This is a genomic window from Providencia heimbachae ATCC 35613 (genome assembly GCF_001655055.1).
GTDB lineage: Bacteria > Pseudomonadota > Gammaproteobacteria > Enterobacterales > Enterobacteriaceae > Providencia > Providencia heimbachae.
In genome coordinates this window covers 91,463-110,908 of record NZ_LXEW01000032.1, presented here as the reverse complement: position 1 = coordinate 110,908, position 19,446 = coordinate 91,463, and the positions used below count along the sequence as shown (strand labels likewise).

Annotated in this window: 8 protein-coding genes and 1 pseudogene; 6 read left to right on the top strand and 3 right to left on the bottom strand. The window is 39.2% G+C overall.

The genetic code is table 11. The annotated features are described in order from the left end of the window. Positions 1-218 precede the first annotated feature (218 nt). The 3 genes from M998_RS11445 to M998_RS11435 all read left to right on the top strand — a co-directional run bounded on the left by M998_RS11445 (position 219) and on the right by M998_RS11435 (position 10,907). Entirely contained in the window at positions 219-647 is a 429-nt protein-coding gene (locus M998_RS11445; protein WP_068908930.1) for a winged helix-turn-helix domain-containing protein, read from the top strand. 26 nt (positions 648-673) lie between these two features. Beyond that, positions 674-1,099 carry a hypothetical protein gene (locus tag M998_RS11440; RefSeq protein ID WP_068908929.1) on the top strand — a complete coding sequence of 142 codons (426 nt, stop codon included), beginning with the start codon at positions 674-676 and terminating at the stop codon, positions 1,097-1,099. Between the two features lie 226 nt (positions 1,100-1,325). Continuing rightward, positions 1,326-10,907: an Ig-like domain-containing protein gene (locus M998_RS11435; RefSeq protein ID WP_068908927.1), complete on the top strand. Its 9,582-nt coding sequence runs from the start codon at positions 1,326-1,328 to the stop codon at positions 10,905-10,907. 148 nt (positions 10,908-11,055) lie between these two features. On the opposite strand, the gene norR is transcribed toward M998_RS11435, so the two are convergent. Continuing rightward, complete coding sequence (norR, locus tag M998_RS11430) at positions 11,056-12,573, bottom strand: nitric oxide reductase transcriptional regulator NorR (RefSeq protein ID WP_068908925.1); 1,518 nt, start codon at positions 12,571-12,573, stop codon at positions 11,056-11,058. Between the two features lie 178 nt (positions 12,574-12,751). On the opposite strand from norR, the pseudogene norV reads away from it, so the two are divergent. The 3 genes and pseudogenes from norV to cfa form a co-directional block, all read left to right on the top strand. Then, positions 12,752-13,957, top strand: a pseudogene (gene norV, locus M998_RS11425) (anaerobic nitric oxide reductase flavorubredoxin); the annotation flags it as partial. Between the two features lie 58 nt (positions 13,958-14,015). Further along, a complete protein-coding gene (ytfE, locus tag M998_RS11420) occupies positions 14,016-14,681 on the top strand; it encodes an iron-sulfur cluster repair protein YtfE (protein WP_068438865.1) in 666 nt (221 codons plus the stop codon). A gap of 360 nt (positions 14,682-15,041) precedes the next feature. Beyond that, a complete protein-coding gene (gene cfa, locus M998_RS11415) occupies positions 15,042-16,205 on the top strand; it encodes a cyclopropane fatty acyl phospholipid synthase (protein WP_068438867.1) in 1,164 nt (387 codons plus the stop codon). 101 nt (positions 16,206-16,306) lie between these two features. On the opposite strand, the gene M998_RS11410 is transcribed toward cfa, so the two are convergent. Beyond that, positions 16,307-17,677, bottom strand: coding sequence for a class-II fumarase/aspartase family protein (locus M998_RS11410; RefSeq protein WP_068438870.1), 1,371 nt, complete (start codon positions 17,675-17,677; stop codon positions 16,307-16,309). Between the two features lie 12 nt (positions 17,678-17,689). Beyond that, positions 17,690-19,246 carry a PTS transporter subunit EIIC gene (locus M998_RS11405; RefSeq protein ID WP_068438872.1) on the bottom strand — a complete coding sequence of 519 codons (1,557 nt, stop codon included), beginning with the start codon at positions 19,244-19,246 and terminating at the stop codon, positions 17,690-17,692. Positions 19,247-19,446 lie beyond the last annotated feature (200 nt).

Sequence of the window (19,446 nt, the reverse complement as noted above, 5' to 3'; positions counted from 1 at the left end):
CCATTATAAAATATAAAAAATACAAATATAAAATTGATATAAATACATCCATATAATGAGTTAAATTTACATCATCAATGTACTTTGTCTTATTATAAAAAAACGCCTTAATTTTTTAGTTATCTTATAGTGTGTCGTTTTTTATATTGACACTAATTTATGGATAATTAGGATGTATATAATTACTATTCAATTAAACTATTTTTATGGGAAATATTATGAGTAACATCAACCATCATGAAATAGAACCTATGGTTCTTTTGTCTGAACAAGTGGTTTATGACCCTCTCAAACGTACGCTTTCTCGAGGAAAATTAACGGTAAATCTTTCAGAAAACGAATCTTGCTTATTAAAATTATTATTAATAAAAACAAATAGTAAGAGAGATGTCATGTATGAAATATGGGAAAAACGCGGTACGATAGTGACCGAAAGTAGCTACTATAAACTGGTTAGACAATTACGCCAATCCTTCAAAAAAATCGAATTAGACGAAAGCCTTATAATGACATTACCAAGAATTGGAATTTTATATACGGGTGAAAAATCAGAGATGCCTATTCTACCCAAAAGAAGTGAAAAACATAATCTTTATACTTATATTAAATGCTTTTTACAAAGGGTTTTTAATCACTCATCCCAATAAATTATCAATATAGTTACAGGTAAATTATGCGAAAATCAAATAGATTTAATCACTTATTACGCCCTATGCTTACATTAATATTCATGAGTTTATTATTTGGGTGTGCAAATTTCACTAAAAATATAAAGTCTAAATTTAATATTAAAGGTGATGTTTATTCACAATCAACGGATATTCCAGAAAATTCAGATATTACACTTTCTATTACTAATCTAGATATAACTCATTCAATTAAAAACAGTTTTGATTTCCATTTCAAAACAACTGAAACTAATCGTACAGTTTCTTTTTCAATTAATCTACCGGATGAATTAGTCAATAGCCCTCATCAACTAGGTGCAAGCGTTAGAATTGAAAAGGAAGGTGAATTGATTATGATGAGCAATAAAATAATTGAAATCCCCATGAATCACTCAGAAAAGTTATCATTACCTATTATACCGATACAATAATAAAAAAACCAACACTGACCAAAAAATAAAAAATACAACATCAAAATTTAAATAAAAAACAATTATAAACTCATAAAATTAAATTTATTAAAATTTAATTTTCATACCTGTATGCCTATAAATCTTGAAATAAATTTCAAATTAGACACTGACAACCAAGTCCGATGAGAAATGTTTATTAGAAAATGAATTTATTATATTTAAACCACCCTTTCTGGAGCTATTAATGAACACAGAATTTAGGAATAATATTCCTAAACGCTTTAAGCTTATTGCTTGGCTAAATATTATTACACAAGTTAGCTTCCCGCTATCTTGTGTTTTTACCCCAACTATCGCAAATAGTACCACCATTTTTAATCAAAAATTATTATCTGAGAATCAATTAGACTTCCATCAAACGCAAGCTTATAGATTACAAGAGGGGGAAACCATTCTCTCTATTACTAAAAAATATAATATTACTATTGATTCTTTACGTAAATTAAATCAGTTTCGTACTTTCTCTCAACCATTTGAACAATTGCAATCTGGTGCGGAATTAGATATCCCTATGGCGCCATTACCAACCATAATATGGGATAGTACAAAGCCAAAAGAGATAATACCAACAAATGATGAGATTAAACTTGCACAATTAGCGTCTCAGACGGGTAAATTTTTAACCAATAAACCTAGCCAGGAAAATACTGAAACGTTAGTTCGTAACATGGTCACCTCAACGGTCAGTACTTCTATACAGAATTGGATGAATCAACGTGGTAATGCCCAAATTCGCTTAGAGGCTGATAAACAATTATCATTTAAAAATTCTCAGTTCGATATATTACTTCCTCTGTATGAAACTGAACAAAAACTCCTATTTACCCAAGGAAGCCTTCATCGCACCGATGATCGATTACAAACTAACCTTGGATTTGGTATTCGTTGGTTTGGCGACCAACAAATGTTCGGAGCTAACACATTTTTCGACCATGACATTTCTCGGGGACACTCTCGTTTCGGCTTAGGAGCCGAATATCACCGTGATTTCCTAAAGCTTGCCGCCAATAGCTACCACCCTATCAGTCAATGGAAAGCATCTAAGGATTTAGACGATCATGCTGAACGCCCGAGTCATGGTTGGGATATTCGCGCCGAAGGCTGGTTACCCAACTATCCACATTTAGGCGGCAAGCTCACCTATGAACAATATTATGGCGATCGCGTTGCGCTTTTTGGAGCCAAAAATTTACAACGCAATCCCCATGCTATTACTGCGAGTGTTAATTATACCCCATTCCCATTATTGACCTTTACGGCAGAGCAACGTCAAGGTAAATCCAGTCAACAAGATACTCGCTTAGGCATGAATATCACTTATCATTTAGGAAAGACATGGAAGGAACATATCAATCCTGAGGCAGTCAGTAAACTACGCTCACTCGTGGGTGGTCGCTACGATTTTGTTGATAGAAATAACAACATCATCCTCCAATACCTTAAAAAGGAAGTTATTCATCTCTTATTCAGTAGCGTCATTACCGGTTACGCTGGCGAGAAAAAGCCATTAGAGTACACCGTCAATAGTCAATATGGTTTTGATCATATCAATTGGTCTGCGCCAGTAATGATCGCTGCAGGCGGTCAATTTATTGATGAAAAAAATGGCCGCTACAGTGTTATTTTGCCTGAATATAAATCTGACACTAAAGCGGTTAATCTATATACCGTCAACGCCACCGCTATTGATAAAAAAAATAATTCATCCCCGAATGTCACGTTACAAGTTATTGTCACACAACCTGCTATTTATTCGACAAAAAGTGGGATTACGCCACAAAAAGTCTCATTGACCGCAAATGGAAAAACGGAGCAAACCTTAACGTTATTAGTGAAGGATAAAAATGGTCATCCGATTGATATTGCCGCAGATGAAATTCGTTTAGAAAAAACATCTATGATGAAACGTGCTAAACGTTCAGCGCCTCATGGAGAAGCCCGTGGCTTAAAAGCATCACGTAAGAAAACCGTAAAAATCAGCCCATTTTCACGCCTAGCCGCTGGCCAGTATCAGGCAACACTAACTGCAGGTATAACGCCAGAAATATTTAGTTTAACCCCTGTCGTACGCGAAACATTATTCTCACCAATACAAGTGACGATAGTGGCAGACAAGACCACACCGCAAATTTCATCACCAATCGTGAACACTACTCAACCCCAAGTCGCCAATGGCAAAAACCCGGTTGAAATCAAAATCCAATTAACCGATACCCACGGTAACCCACTTGCTAATACCGAGGTAACGTGGGGCTCGAACAAAGACTCTAAAGAGGTGATCTTTAAAGATACCGTGACCACCACCGATAAAGATGGCTTTGCTACCGCGACCATCAACAGTACCGTATCCGGTGAGGTTCAAATTACCGCAACTGCTGATAGCGCCACACCACAAGATATTCAAGTCACCTTTGTGCCGGATAAAACCACTAGCACCATCGCAACTAACAATATTCACATCGCCCAAAAAGAGACGGTGGCAAATGGTAAAACGCCGAATGTGGTTGAAATTAAAGTCACCGATGCCCATGGCAACCCCGTTCCCAACACAGAAGTGAAATTTGCAACCGACAAAGGCCAGTTAACGGAAACAACCGTTAAAACAGACAGCCATGGTGTTGCCAAAACGGAGATCACCAGTGCCGTCGCCGGTGATGCTATCATCACCATTACCGTTGATGGCAAAGAGACTCAGCAAACGCTTCTGTTTGAAAGTGACAAAACCACGCCACAAATTTCATCGCCCACGGTGAACACCACTCAACCCCAAGTTGCCAATGGTAAAAACCCGGTTGAAATTAAAATCCAATTAACCGATACCCACGGTAACCCACTTGCTAATACCGAGGTAACGTGGGGCTCGAACAAAGACTCTAAAGAGGTGGTCTTTAAAGATTCCGTAACCACTACCGATAATGACGGCTTTGCTACCGCGACCATCAACAGTACCGTATCCGGCGAGGTTCAAATTACCGCAACTGCTGATAGCGCCACACCACAAGATATTCAAGTCACCTTTGTACCCGATAAAACCACTAGCACCATCGCAACTAACAATATTCACATCGCCCAAAAAGAGACGGTGGCAAATGGTAAAACGCCGAATGTGGTTGAAATTAAAGTCACCGATGCCCATGGCAACCCCGTTCCCAACACAGAAGTGAAATTTGCAACCGACAAAGGTCAGTTAACGGAAACAACCGTTAAAACAGACAGCCATGGTGTTGCCAAAACGGAGATCACCAGTACCGTTGCCGGTGATGCTATCATCACCATTACCGTTGATGGCAAAGAGACTCAGCAAACGCTTCAGTTTGAAAGTGACAAGACCACGCCGCAAATTTCATCACCAATCGTGAACACTACTCAACCTCAAGTCGCCAATGGCAAAAATCCGGTTGAAATCAAAATCCAATTAACCGATACCCACGGTAACCCACTTGCTAATACCGAGGTAACGTGGGGCTCGAACAAAGACTCTAAAGAGGTGATCTTTAAAGATACCGTGACCACCACCGATAAAGATGGCTTTGCTACCGCTATCATCAACAGTACCGTATCCGGTGAGGTTCAAATTACCGCAACTGCTGATAGCGCCACACCACAAGATATTCAAGTCACCTTTGTACCCGATAAAACTACTAGCACCATCGCAACTAACAATATTCACATCGCCCAAAAAGAGACGGTGGCAAATGGTAAAACGCCGAATGTGGTTGAAATTAAAGTCACCGATGCCCATGGCAACCCCGTTCCCAACACAGAAGTGAAATTTGCAACCGACAAAGGTCAGTTAACGGAAACAGTCGTTAAAACAGACAGCCATGGTGTTGCCAAAACGGAGATCACCAGTACCGTCGCCGGTGATGCCATCATCACCATTACCGTTGATGGCAAAGAGACTCAGCAAACACTTCAGTTTGAAAGTGACAAAACCACGCCGCAAATTTCATCACCCACGGTAAACACCACTCAACCCCAAGTCGCCAATGGTAAAAACCCGGTTGAAATCAAAATCCAATTAACCGATACCCACGGCAACCCACTCGCCAATACCGACATTACATGGGATTCAAACAAAGCCCCTAAAGAGGTGGTCTTTAAAGATACCGTGACCACTACCGATAAAGATGGCTTTGCTACTGCGATCATCAACAGTACCGTATCCGGCGAGGTTCAAATTACCGCAACCGCGAGTGGTGCCACACCACAAGATATTCAAGTCACCTTTGTACCGGATAAAACCACCAGTACTATCGCGACTAACAATATCCACATCGCCCAAAAAGAAACGGTGGCAAATGGTAAAACGCCGAATGTGGTTGAAATTAAAGTCACCGATGCTCATGGCAATCCCGTTCCTAACACAGAAGTGAAATTTGCAACCGACAAAGGCCAGTTAACGGAAACAACCGTTAAAACAGACCGCCATGGTGTTGCCAAAACGGAGATCACCAGTACCGTTGCCGGTGATGCTATCATCACCATTACCGTTGATGGCAAAGAGACTCAGCAAACACTTCAGTTTGAAAGTGACAAAACCACGCCGCAATTAGTTAAGCCAAATACAAGTAATCCACCACAAGTGGCTAATGGAGCCGCGCCTTTTGAAATCAAAACACAACTTACCGACGCTAATGGCAATCCACTCGCCAATACCGTAGTCAAATGGCTATCAGATAAAAGCTCAAGTGAAGTCACGTTCTCAAATACGACAACAATGACAGATAAAGATGGTTATGCAACAACTCAAGTCACCAGTACTACCGCTGGAAATGTTGTTATCACTGCAACGGCAAACAATACAAGTCCACAAAAAATCAGCGTCGAATTTTTGCCAGATAACAGTACTGCAACCATTAAACCTTCTGATCTTGTTATCAGTCATACTTCATCGGTCGCGGATGGTTCAACACCGAATACCGTTTCAGTTACCGTTACCGATGCTAAAGGTAATAAAATCCCTAATATCGAGGTTGGGTTTAAAACAGATAAAGGCAATCTAACAAATACCAAAGTCATGACCGATGCCAATGGTATTGCAAAGACAGAGCTAAAAAGTACTGAAATAGGTAATGCCTTGGTGACTATTTCCGTGGGTGGGAATAGCTTCGATAAAACAATTAGCTTTATTGCTAATCACCAAACAGCCAAAGTTAATTCCGTTATACCTGAACCCAAGAAACTCTATCTAGCGGATGGTAAAACACGTGTTATCTATACGGCTAAAGTTATTGACGCCAATAATAATCCTATTGCCAATATGGATGTTAATTGGTCATCTAACTTACCGACTTCAGAGCTGGAAATTACGCCAAAAATCAGTAAAACCGATGCGCAAGGCGTCACAACGATTGCAGTCACTAGCACCAAAGCAGCTCCCGTTATCGTAACTGCATCGGTCAATAATAACAGTAAGTCGGCTTCTTCAATTTCGTTCACTGCGGATAACACCAAAGCACAAATTTCAGCATTTAATATCAGTAAGCAAACGATTATTGCTAATGGCACTGACACGACGCTAATTGACACATATATTACTGATAATTATGGAAATCCATTAGAAGGAGTTGAGGTTAAATTTACGAATAACAGAGGGAAAGATGTTAATATTGCAACACTATCTCCCCTGTTTAAAACCAATAAAAATGGTTACGTAAAAGTTGAAGTCAGCACCCGAAAGGCGATGGAAATTATTCTGTCTGCACAAATTGCGAGTAACTCATCAGCTAAATCGACCACGATTCGATCTATTGCAGATAATAGTACTGCCACAGCCACTATTACCGCCTCAAAAGATAGTGTTCAAATTAGTCAACGAACGCAAAAGGTAACATTGAAAGCAGTCGTCAAAGATGCCGAACAAAACCCACTAGTAAACACACCGATTACATGGTTAAGCGATAATAACCAGCTCAACACCAATACCACGCTAACTGATAGCCAAGGGCAAGCTCAGGTCGAACTCTCTGGCTATACGGCAGGTAAAACCACGGTGACAGCTCAATTACTCAACAGCAATGAAGAACAAAAAGTTATCCAATTTCTTGCTAGCGAAGCAAAAGCTCAATACAGTTCTTTCGAAATAAAACCACAAACTATTACGGCAAATGGTCAAATGCAGGCAACTGCTATCTTTACGTTGAAAGATCAATGGGACAATCCAATTACAGGGAAATCAGTTCAATGGGAAAGCGATAATAAAGCCATTACTATTTCTGATAAGCAAGAATTAGCAACGAACAAAGGTGTTTATCAAGCCAAAATTAGTGGAACTCAAGCCGGTAGTTACACAATTAAAGCAATTTCAGGAACAATCATTAAGCAAAAAATGATTGGCTTTGTTGCAGACCAGAGCACTTCAACACTGACCGATATTAACATCACCGGCCTATCTTCCGTCAAAGCGGATGGCGTCAGCCATATTACGGTACAAGCCATCATTAAAGATGCTGCTGGTAATCCTGCTTCCGGTATCCCGGTTGGTTGGAAAACAGAAATAGGCGAATTAAATCAAGTTATTAGCAATACTGACTATCGAGGTATTGCACAAGTAACGCTAACAAGCTCTATTGCTGGAAAAGGTAAGGTTAGTGCAATTTTAGGTCAATCAACTAAAAAAATTGCAAATGAAATTACATTTTTACCCGACAGCCCTTCTAAAAGTGCATCAACTGTCGTACTCACCGTGCCATCTATCAGCGCGGCAACAGGAAAGACGGAAGTGATTGTCACGATTAAAGATAACACCGGAAATCGACTCTGGGGTCTTCACAAGAAAATTAGCTTAGGTTATTCAACAGACTTAGGTTTAGAAAAAACACCTGTATTCACAGAAAACAAAACGAGGGTCGGCACATATCATGCAGAGCTTAGTGGTATTAAAGCAGGAAAAACTAATGTTAGCGTCTATGTTGATGGCGTAAAACTAGACAATGATGTTGCCCTCACGGTAACCGCAAATAGCAGAACAGCAAAAGTGCGCGGGGATATTACATCGGTAAAAACAACGGAAGTCGTTGGTAATGAGGTAACCTACAATGCGACCTTTGAAGACGCTAACGGTAATTTACTCGGTGCTGGCGTTCCGGTATTTTGGATCGCTAATGACGGCACTTTGTTATCTGCTAGCCAAACAATAACTGATGCTAATGGGCAAAGCCGTATTACGGTAAAACGTAATCTTGTTGGTAGCGCTGAGGTAACTGTAAATCTAACCTCACAAAATAGCAAAGCCGCGCGTGTCGTCCACTTTACGCAAGCTACGCTTGATATCAGTAAAACTACATTCGGCTTAGTCACTGACACTATTGTGGCAGGAAAACAAACACACTTAAATATTGTGCTAAAAGACCAGTTTGGTAATTTACTCACCCGTCCAATAGCATCAATAAAAGTGAAAAGTTCAACTTCTCACATTTCAATCAAGCCCGTCACCGAAGTCGCATTGGGCCATTATCAAGCGGTAGTCACCAGTAATCAGGCTGTCACCGGTATATTAAATGTTGAGGTCGATGGTGTTGCTTTAACACAACCCAAAAACCTGAATATCATTGGTGATAAAGCAGATTTAAATATTAAGGATTTAGTTGCAAGTACCAAAACCGTAAAAGTGGGTTCTTCAACGGGTGTTATCTATCAAGTGACTGTCGTTGATAAATATGGTAATCCGCTCCCTGCGGTAAACGTCTCATGGCACTTACAGGGTAAAGCAGAACCGTTCCCTTATTCATCGACGACCAATCTCCAAGGTGTTGCAGAAATAAAGCTAACCAGCCTTAAAGCTGGGGAGCTAGTTATGACGGCGGTGTTATCGGATAAAGTTGAGAAGAAAGCCAGTGTAGTCCAAGTCATCGCAGGTGATATCAATACACAATTATCAACCTTTACGGCGAATAAAACCGAAATTGGGCCAGATAACAAGGAAGAAATCTTCTTCACCGTAAAACTACAAGATGACTTTGGTAACGCGATTTCCAACCAAAAAGTGATGATTGAAAGTAATCTTCCTAAGAGCGATTTCATTATTCAATCAGTGGTCGATCACCAAGATGGTCGATATAGTGCAAAAGCTACAGCCGCTACAACGGCGGCCAAAAAAGGGTCGGTTAAATTAACAGCTAAGGTAAATAACAAAACTATCGCTAAATCGATTGATATTAAAATTGATGCGATCACACCGATATTAAGCTTTGATAAAAGTGTAAAGAGTACGACTTATTCATCAGCCATTGATAACGGACAAACGATTAAAGGGCTTCCTAACGGGTTTATGCCAAGATGGTCTAGTGATAATACAAGTATTGCTACGGTTGATGACCAAGGAAAAGTCAAACTCAAAAAAGCGGGGAGAACAAAGATTTGGGCACGCATTGATGGTGATGGGGTCTATAAATCAGCGGCGGTTAGCTATGATCTCGATGTGGAAAAAGCGAAACCAAAGCTTAAGTTAACCAGCAGTAAAACAATTAAAGCAACTTGGGATGATGGCGCTAAGCCAAAAATTGAAGCCGCTTTCGACAATACAGATGCGGCGACGCTTCCTGTGGAATACATCAGCAAACACTCGAATATTGCCCAGATTGACTTCCAAACAGGGGTAATCGCCCAAATAAAACCCGGTGTTGCTAAATTAACCATCAATACAAAAGAAACTGAGCAATTCTTAGCGGATAGCCAAGAAATTACCTATGACTTAGCCAAAGCTCACTTCAACATTAAATTTACACATTCGGAACAAGAGACGACCGATCAAAAAAACCAATTTAACTTGCAACAAGCGAGCCCTGCTGTACCACAAAAAGCAGGTGCAGTATGGGTTTCAGACTCAAAAGCTATCGTTGATATTAGCTCAAATGGCTCCATCAATCGCTTAAGCAAAGGGAAAACTAAACTAACATTAGCCATTAAAAATAATGATTACTATGAAGATACACAAGCTTCATATACCACCAAGGTCTATGCCAAACCTAACCTGTCATCAACCAATATCGTTTATCGCAATAATGGGCAAGAAAAACGTAGCGGAACTGAGTGGTTGCCCGTTTATACGGACGATACACTAACCGTTAATATTCCCCCTATTCAATATACGGAATACGATAAACCTTTGAGTGTTGAAGTTTTATTAAAATCAGGTAACCGAATACTTAAAACGGAAAAACTGCAAAATATAGGTAAGCATAATAGTGTGACTTTCCAGCCCGATAAAGATTACTATAAAAAAGATCTTGTTATTGAAGTTAATGCACCAGGAAAAACCAACCTAGGTATCGTGGCAAGCAAACAACATAATGTATTAGTTGATTATATTGACCCACTGCGAATAGGCAAACTACAAACCGATTATCAGCCACGTTATATCGTCACGGATGATGATAAAGACGATGCTGATAATAAGTGTCTAGATGCAGCTTCAGCTTGGCTCTATTCATCACATCGACATTTTCTTATTCAGCCAATCACTAAACTGGATATTGGTACTAAAAGTTTATTAGTTCCATTGCGTATTAGCCATAGTGTTCAAAAAGTCAACGGTGACGTTGATACTTTTGATTTTAAAAATCACTATGAGGTCAAAAATACGGATCGTTATAAATTTGATAGCGTCAGTCGAAAATATTCCGTAAAGAGTGCCTGCCTAAGCGACTACTACGGTAATGGCATATTAAAAACCCATTTAGAATTTGGTGATAAATCAGAAAATTATGAAATGAAATTCTACTGGGAAGGGTTAAATCGTCATCCACATAAACCCAGTATTTAACTAAATACTTTACCAAGCCAACTGTTCAACACAGTTGGCTTTTTATTAAATTCACGCCATCTTTTCCCCAAACATTAACGGAAAACTGATAAAAAATTAATCTTTTTTAAGGGTACTAAATAATCATACCTTTGAGACCATCAGCAACTTACTTTAATCCCAATCTTTTCGCGAGTCGGTGTAAGTTTGCAATATTCATCTCTAGGTCTCTTGCGCTAGCTGACCAATTATGGTGATTTTTCTCTAATATTTGAGTAATCATTTTTCGTTGAAAATCTTCCGTTGCATCACGCAAATTTTTTGCTGGCACGATTAATGTATTTTCAGGTATTCCTGTATTTGTATCGTGACTATTTTCAAATATAAAATGTTGTGGCTGTAAAATAATCTCATCTTTATTACTTGATGCACGTGCTAATACAATAGCTCGGTGGATCGCATGTTCAAGCTCACGCACATTCCCAGGCCATGGATAATTAAGTAGATACGTCCGTAATGGTGGGCTTAATATCACTCTCGATAAGCCAAATCGTAGACGGTATTGTTCACAAAAATAACCTGCTAAGAGAATAATATCTTCACCACGCTCTTTCAGTGGTGGAACCAATAATGGGAATACACTCAAGCGATGAAAAAGGTCTGCACGAAACTGCCCTTTTAGTACCTCTTCACGCAAATCACGATTCGTTGCGGCTAATACCCGGACATTAACTCGTAAATTACTGTCATCACCGACTCGTTGAATGTCCCCATACTGTAAGACACGTAATAATTTAGCTTGTAATGACAATGAAAGTTCACCGATTTCATCTAAAAATAATGTGCCATTATCTGCCATTTCAAATTTACCGCTGCGGTGACTTATTGCCCCTGTAAATGCCCCTTTTACATGCCCAAATAACTCACTTTCCGCAACACTTTCGGGTAATGCTGCGCAATTTAAATAAATAAGAGGCTGGTCTGCTCGAGGTGATTTCTCATGAATCGATTTAACGACCAATTCTTTACCGGTTCCCGTTTCCCCCCCAACCAATACATTTAGCTCAGATGCCGCTACGATTTCAATTTCTTTTTTAAGCTGCATCATCTGAGGTGATAAACCGATAATTTCGGTATTTACCGCGGGCTTAAATAAAATAGGCTTATTCGGTAAGATATTCTGACTCTCAAGTTGCTCAATCAACAATGCATTATTGAGTGCCCCCGCTGCCAATGCAGAAATAAGCCGTAATTCTTCATTACTAAAGAAATCGAATTGGTCTGGTTCCATTCCATCTAGTGTTAATGCGCCAATAAGATTTTGTCCTGCATATAATGGTAGCCCAACACATGCATGCACTTTTAAATGTTGATGGTTTGGAATTAAGCCGTCATAAGGATCAGGTAATTGGCTATCTGCGGGAAAACGCACCACATCACCAGCTCGTGCAATCGCCTCTAAGCGTGGATGCCCTTCCAATAGAAAGCGTCGCCCCAACACGTCAGGTACTAAGCCATCAATTGCTAGCGGGATAAATTGACCCGATTCATAACGTAATAAAGCGCAAGCATCGCATTTTAATGTTTGGCGTAATGTGGTGATCAATCGTTGAAAACGGTCTTGGTGTTCAATACCACTTTGTAGCTCTATCGCAATACCCGCCAAAATATCCACAGAAAACCCCATATACCCCCCTTTGTCAATTTGACTATTATTATAGTCATAATGACAATCATTGATAGTGTCATTATGACTAACATTTCATGATAAAAAACAAAATAATTAGACAAATCAAAAAGATAAAACTTGGCACGTATCTTGATAATACCTCTGTATATTCTAGAAAATGATAGGACCAATAAAGATGGCAATTCAGGTAAAAAATAACATTCAATGGGTTGGGCAGCGGGATTGGGAAGTGCGTGATTTTCATGGCACTGAATATAAGACACTCAAAGGAAGTAGCTATAATAGCTATCTGATTTGTGAAGAAAAAAATGTGCTTATTGATACTGTTGATCACAAATTTAGCCGTGAGTTTGTACAAAATCTTCGTGCTCAAATTGATTTAAACGATATTGATTACATTATTATCAACCATGCAGAAGAAGATCACGCGGGTGCTTTAACCGAATTAATGAGCTGTATTCCCGACACGCCAATTTATTGTACCGCCAATGCGATTGATTCGATTAATGGCCATCACCATCATCCTGAATGGAATTTTAATATTGTCAAAACAGGGGACACGCTTGATATTGGTAATAATAAACAGCTCATTTTTGTCGAAACACCGATGCTTCATTGGCCTGACAGTATGATGACCTATCTCACTGAAGATGCGGTTTTATTCAGTAATGATGCCTTTGGTCAACACTATTGCGATGAACGATTGTTCAATGATGAAGTCGACCAAAATGAACTATTTGAGCAATGCCAACGTTATTACGCCAACATTCTCACCCCATTCAGCCGCTTAGTCACCCCCAAAATCAATGAAATTTTAGGCTTTAATTTACCTGTTGATATGATTGCGACTTCCCACGGTGTGGTCTGGCGTGATAATCCAACCCAAATTGTTGAACTGTATTTAAAATGGGCCAATGACTACCAAGAAGACCGTATTACTATTTTTTATGACACCATGTCGAATAATACCCGCATGATGGCAGATGCTATTGCACAAGGTATTAATGAAGTTGATCCAAACGTATTTGTGAAAATTTTTAATGTGGCTCGAAGTGATAAAAACGACATTCTGACCAACGTTTTTCGTTCGAAAGGAACGCTCGTGGGCTCATCCACAATGAATAATGTCATGATGCCTAAAATTGCCGGCATGTTGGAAGAACTCACCGGACTGCGTTTTCGTAATAAAAAAGCCGCTGCATTTGGTAGCTATGGTTGGAATTGTGGCGCGGTAGATAGAATACAAACGCGCTTAATGGATGCCGGATTTGAAACCACATTATCACTCAAAGCAAAATGGCGACCAGATAGTCATACTTTAGACCAATGTCGCGAATATGGACGTGAGATAGCGCGACAGTGGGCGCTAACCCCATTACCTTTATCTGCTGCGTGCTAAAATTTTATATAAAAATAGATCATATTAAGGAATAACAATCATGCAATTAAGAGATAAAACATTAGGGCAATTAGCACTTTCAATACCCAGAGCTTCATCCGTATTTCGTCAGTACGATATTGATTTTTGCTGTGGTGGAAAACAAACCCTAAGCCGATCTGCAGAGAAAAAAGGTCTCGATATCGATATGTTAGAAGCGCAATTATCTGAGCTCTCTCAAGAAACATTAGAAAAAGATTGGCGCGAAGCCCCCCTTGCTGAAATTATTGATTTTATTATTGTCCGTTATCATGACAGACACAGAGCGCAATTACCTGAACTTATATTACAAGCAGAAAAAGTGGAACGTGTTCATGCCAATAAACCAACTGTCCCTAAAGGGCTAACAAAATATTTAGAGGCACTACACGAAGAACTCAGCAGTCATATGATGAAAGAGGAACGTATTTTATTCCCGATGATAAAAAATGGCTTAGGTCAAAATGCAGCTGCACCGATTAGTGTTATGGAACAAGAGCACGATGATGCGGGTGATATTTTAGAAGCCATTAAAAGAATTACAGATAACGTCACCCCACCACCTGAAGCCTGTACAACTTGGCGTGTTTTATACAACGGAATTAATGAATTAATTGACGACCTGATGAATCATATTAATTTAGAAAATAATTTATTATTTCCTAGAGCTTTATCTGGCAACTCATAATTTTCCCCCAGCCATCTCACCTCGAGGTGGCTACTCGTCACAATATGACTGTATATCGAAATTATTGTATAAGTTGGATAAAAACTCCAACTTAAGGCGCTTACCATACTTATTTCCAGTTTTTAGGTCTAAGTGCTATTTTTAATAGTACTAGACTTGTTTTTATTGAAATTCAATTCTAGGTTTTTATACTTTTTAAAGGGTTGGTCTGAAAACCGGATTTGAGCTTTATTTCTTTATTAACGATAACGCTAATTGACTGTCTTCTGATGATGAACAACGGATCCTGTTCTGCTATTCCAGTAAATATGTCATAAATAAAGTTCTCTGAATCCCACTTTGATAAAAATTGGAGATAAAATGAGTTCTGTGCACGCAGTAAATCAAAAATCGCAAACCAGTTCTTGGCGGCGCATCGTTTCCGACCTTTTAGACAAAGCCGATATCGAGATCAATGGTTGCCGAGAGTTTGATATTCAAGTTCATAATAACCAATTTTTCAAACGGGTATTACAGCAAGGATCGATGGGGCTAGGTGAAAGTTATATGGATGGTTGGTGGGACTGTGAACGTCTGGATATTTTTTTCCAACGCATCTTGCGCGCAAAGTTAGAAAATCAGCTACCTCAGCGTATCAATGACATCATCAAAATTGCGACGGCTCGTCTTCGTAATCTACAAACCCGCAAACGGGCGCGTATTGTCGGTGAGGAACATTATGATTTGGGTAATGATTTATTTGAACATATGCTAGACCCGTATATGCAATATTCTTGTGGTTATTGGAAAGGTTTAAGCGATGACCCTGCAAATTTAGCGCAAGCTCAAGAACAAAAGCTAAAACTTATTTGTGAAAAACTCCAATTAAAGCCGGGTATGCGCCTGTTAGATATTGGTTGTGGATGGGGTGGACTCGCGGCCTACGCGGCCAAAAACTACGGCGTATCGGTGACAGGCGTTACCATTTCAGCCGAACAACAAAAATATGCCCAAATACGCTGTACTGACCTTAATGTTAATATCATTTTGGAAGATTACCGTGACTTAAATGACCAATTTGATCGAATTGTGTCTGTCGGTATGTTTGAGCATGTGGGTCCCAAAAATTATGCCACCTACTTTGACGTCATCACCCGAAACTTAAAACCAGATGGGCTTTTTTTATTACACACCATTGGCTCTAATCAAAATAAGGTTAGTGTCGATGCATGGATAGATAAATACATTTTCCCTAATGGTTGCCTACCTTCAATACAAAATATTGGCGATAGTAGCGAAAATAAATTAGTGATGGAAGACTGGCATAATTTTGGTGCGGATTATGATCGCACGTTATTAGCATGGTACGCCCGTTTCCAAGCCGCGTGGCCTGAGCTTGAAAAAAACTATACCCCTCGTTTTAAAAGAATGTTTGCTTATTATCTTAATGCCTGTGCTGGTGCTTTTCGCGCTCGAGATATTCAATTATGGCAAATATTGTGGAGCCCACAGGGTCATGACGGCGGGTTAAGAGTACCCCGGTAAATATGATTAATAAGCTTATCGCTATTGAGTATTTTATTTCTCTTCATAAAAACTAGAGAATTATCTTTTACATTAAAAAGATAATTCTCTGTAATTACAGCTTACTTGTAATTCTGCTTAATCTCTTGCGAGATAACAAAACCACGTTTTGATTCTTTTTCTGCAATTTCAACAGATAGCCCAATATAGGCTCTAGGATCGAGCATTTCTTTAATTTCATCACGACTAAATGCTGCCGAAATAACTGCATTTTTGGTTAGATTGGTATAAAAATCCTCACCATCTGCGGCAGTTTTAATCGCTTCCTCATACAATAAAGCGTGCGCTTTATCTTTACCGAGTTTTTCGGCCATTTTCATCATAACGTATTCGGTATTATCTAACCCTTTATTTCTTAGTACGTTATGTAGCATTCTTTCCTCATGTGGCACTATCGTTCTAGAAAGTTCTTCCGTTCTCAATAGAATTTCAGTGGTTAGCTCTAATGCCTCTTCAAGTAATCCATCAAATAACATATATGAACTACTATCACCTTCATAAGGCCTAACGGCAGAGTACATACCAACACTTGGTAAGGAATATAGTTTCTGTGAATTAGCGATAATTCCTTTGGCTAATTTAGGGTTAATTTTATGTGGCATCGTGCTACTCCCCACCGTCCCCTTAGTAAACCCTTCAGAAACCTCGGCAATTTCTTCTAATGTTGTACTGTAAACCTCTTCACCAATTTTATGACAAATATTCGCCATCAAGGCTAAATTAGCGATGTACTCTAATTTATGCGTACTGAGATTTCTTGATGGAACTTCCATCGCTTCCATGCTCGTTAATTCAGCAACTCTTTTTTGAACGGCAATCCCGACCTCAGGCATTGAGTTAAATGCGCCGACCGCGCCTCCCATCATAATGGTGAACACACGCTTTTCGCACTCTTTCATTCTCTGGTAGCAATCGATAAAATCGCTTATCCATACCGAAACTTTGTATCCATAAGTGATAGGGATCGCATGGCGTCCATGAGTTCTTCCTGGCATCACCATTTTTTTTGTTTTCTCAGCTAAGTTTGATAAATTTTCAATAATCTCACTGAGTAATAACATAAATTTATGATGTACCGTTTTCATCATATACAGCTGTGAACTTTGTTGGATATTCTGCGTGGTAATACCGTAATGGATGTATTTACCACTCTCTTCCGAACATGCATTCACTAATACTTTTAGAAAAGGAACGAAGCCATGGCCAATTTTTTGATAAATACGGTTCATTTCTTCAAAATCAATATTCTCTATTACTGCCTTTTCTTTTATTTCATCAGCAGCTGATTGAGGAATAAAACCGAGTTCAGCTTGCGCTTGCGCTAACATTGATTCAAACATTAGCCACGTTGAATATTTCGCTTCATTAGATAGTAGCGCTTTTATACCACGGTCATCGATTGTTTTACTCTTAGAATCATATAAGGCTCTCATCATATATCCTTTTTATTTCTTCATTGCGTCATCAACAGCATTGCGGACAAATTCAACTTTCGGCCCATAAACAACATGAACATGGTTTGCCGCAGGAAAGAAAAATGCTGTACATCCTGATTCCAACATTAATTCTTTATCTATTTTATTGATCTCTGAGATATCAATACGAAGCCTTGTAATACAGTTATCCACATTACGAATATTTTGTTTACCACCTAAAGCTTCAATAAGAATTTCTGCAATTTCCCCGTAACGCTTTTCTTTGATTAAGGTATTTTTAAGATTGGCAGATTCTTCTCTTCCCGGTGTTTTAATATCAAATTTAACGATAGCCCAGTAGAAAATAAAGTACGTGAGAACGGCTAAACTACTGCCAATAATGACTAAGAAAATCCAATTGGTATGCTCATATAACAAGCCAAAAATGGTGAAATCAAAAACAGTACCTCGAATATAACCAATGGCAACTCCCGCGAGAGAGAGTAAAACAGCACCAATACCAACGATGATGGCGTAAATTAAATATAAGAGTGGTGCAATAAAGACAAAGGTAAACTCTAGTGGTTCGGTCACGTTACCCAGCATCGCCGTTAATACCATGGTCACCAGCATCGATTTAACTTCAGCGCGATTTTCTTTTCTTGAGGTCTTATAAATAGCCAAGGCAATCGCAGGGAATAAAAATAGCGTGACCAACATTTGTTGCTGAGCCATAAAACGCGTCAAGCTCGGCATCATGGACCAATATTCGCTATTTGGCCCTTGATTAAATAACACTTCGGTCATTGCAGGGACGACACCAACAAAGGTTTCCCCATCAATAACATAAGAGCCACCCGCTTCGGTAAATCTAAACAGTACGTTCCAAACGTGGTGTAACCCGAAAGGAATAAATAATCGCTCACCTGCGGCGGTAAAGAATGGACCAACAGGGCTTAAGATCACTGCCGATAATTTCATTAAACCAAGAACTAAAACTTCCCAGATAAACGGTAAAAATGCCCCAACCACCATCATTAAGCCAATCATGATAATAGAAACAGATTTTTTCCCTGAGAAGAAAGCAAATGCGGTTGGTAGCTCAAGGTTATAAAATTTATCAGTAGCCCAAGCGGCAATTAACCCAGTGATAATCCCCCCAGCTGCACTTATATTCATGGTTTGTATGCCTAACACCTTGATCTGCCCAACTTGGGTCATAATCGCCGCATCAGCTAATTTACCATTAAGTATCAGCCAAACATTGATGGTGATTATCAAGGTCAAGTACCCGACAACGGAAGCAAAAACCGCGATCCCTTTATCTCGTTGGCTCATTCCATAAGCAACCCCCATCGCAAACAGGAGTGGAATATTGTCAAAAATAACTCCAGCAATAGAGCGGATGCTGACTAATAACGCATTGACCGTTTCATTTCCAAGGAAGGGAAATCGAGCAATCATATAGGTTTGGACTAAAGCCCCACTGATACCCAGTATCATACCGATTGGAGCCAAAACGCCGATAGGAAGAAGTAACGTTCTCCCAAAGCGTTGAATTGACTCGCTAAACTTTCTTTTAGCCATATTATTTCCTGATGACAAAGAAGATTGAAATTACAGGAATACTAGCACTGGGATTTTTAAAAGAAATGATGTTGCGGTTTTAAATGTTAACTCAGGTCATTAATTATGACCTAAGTCATTTTGATAGGATTTAAATTAAATACTGGCGTTCATTTTGATCATTTTAATTATAGGTTAAAATATTTGTTAATATATATAAT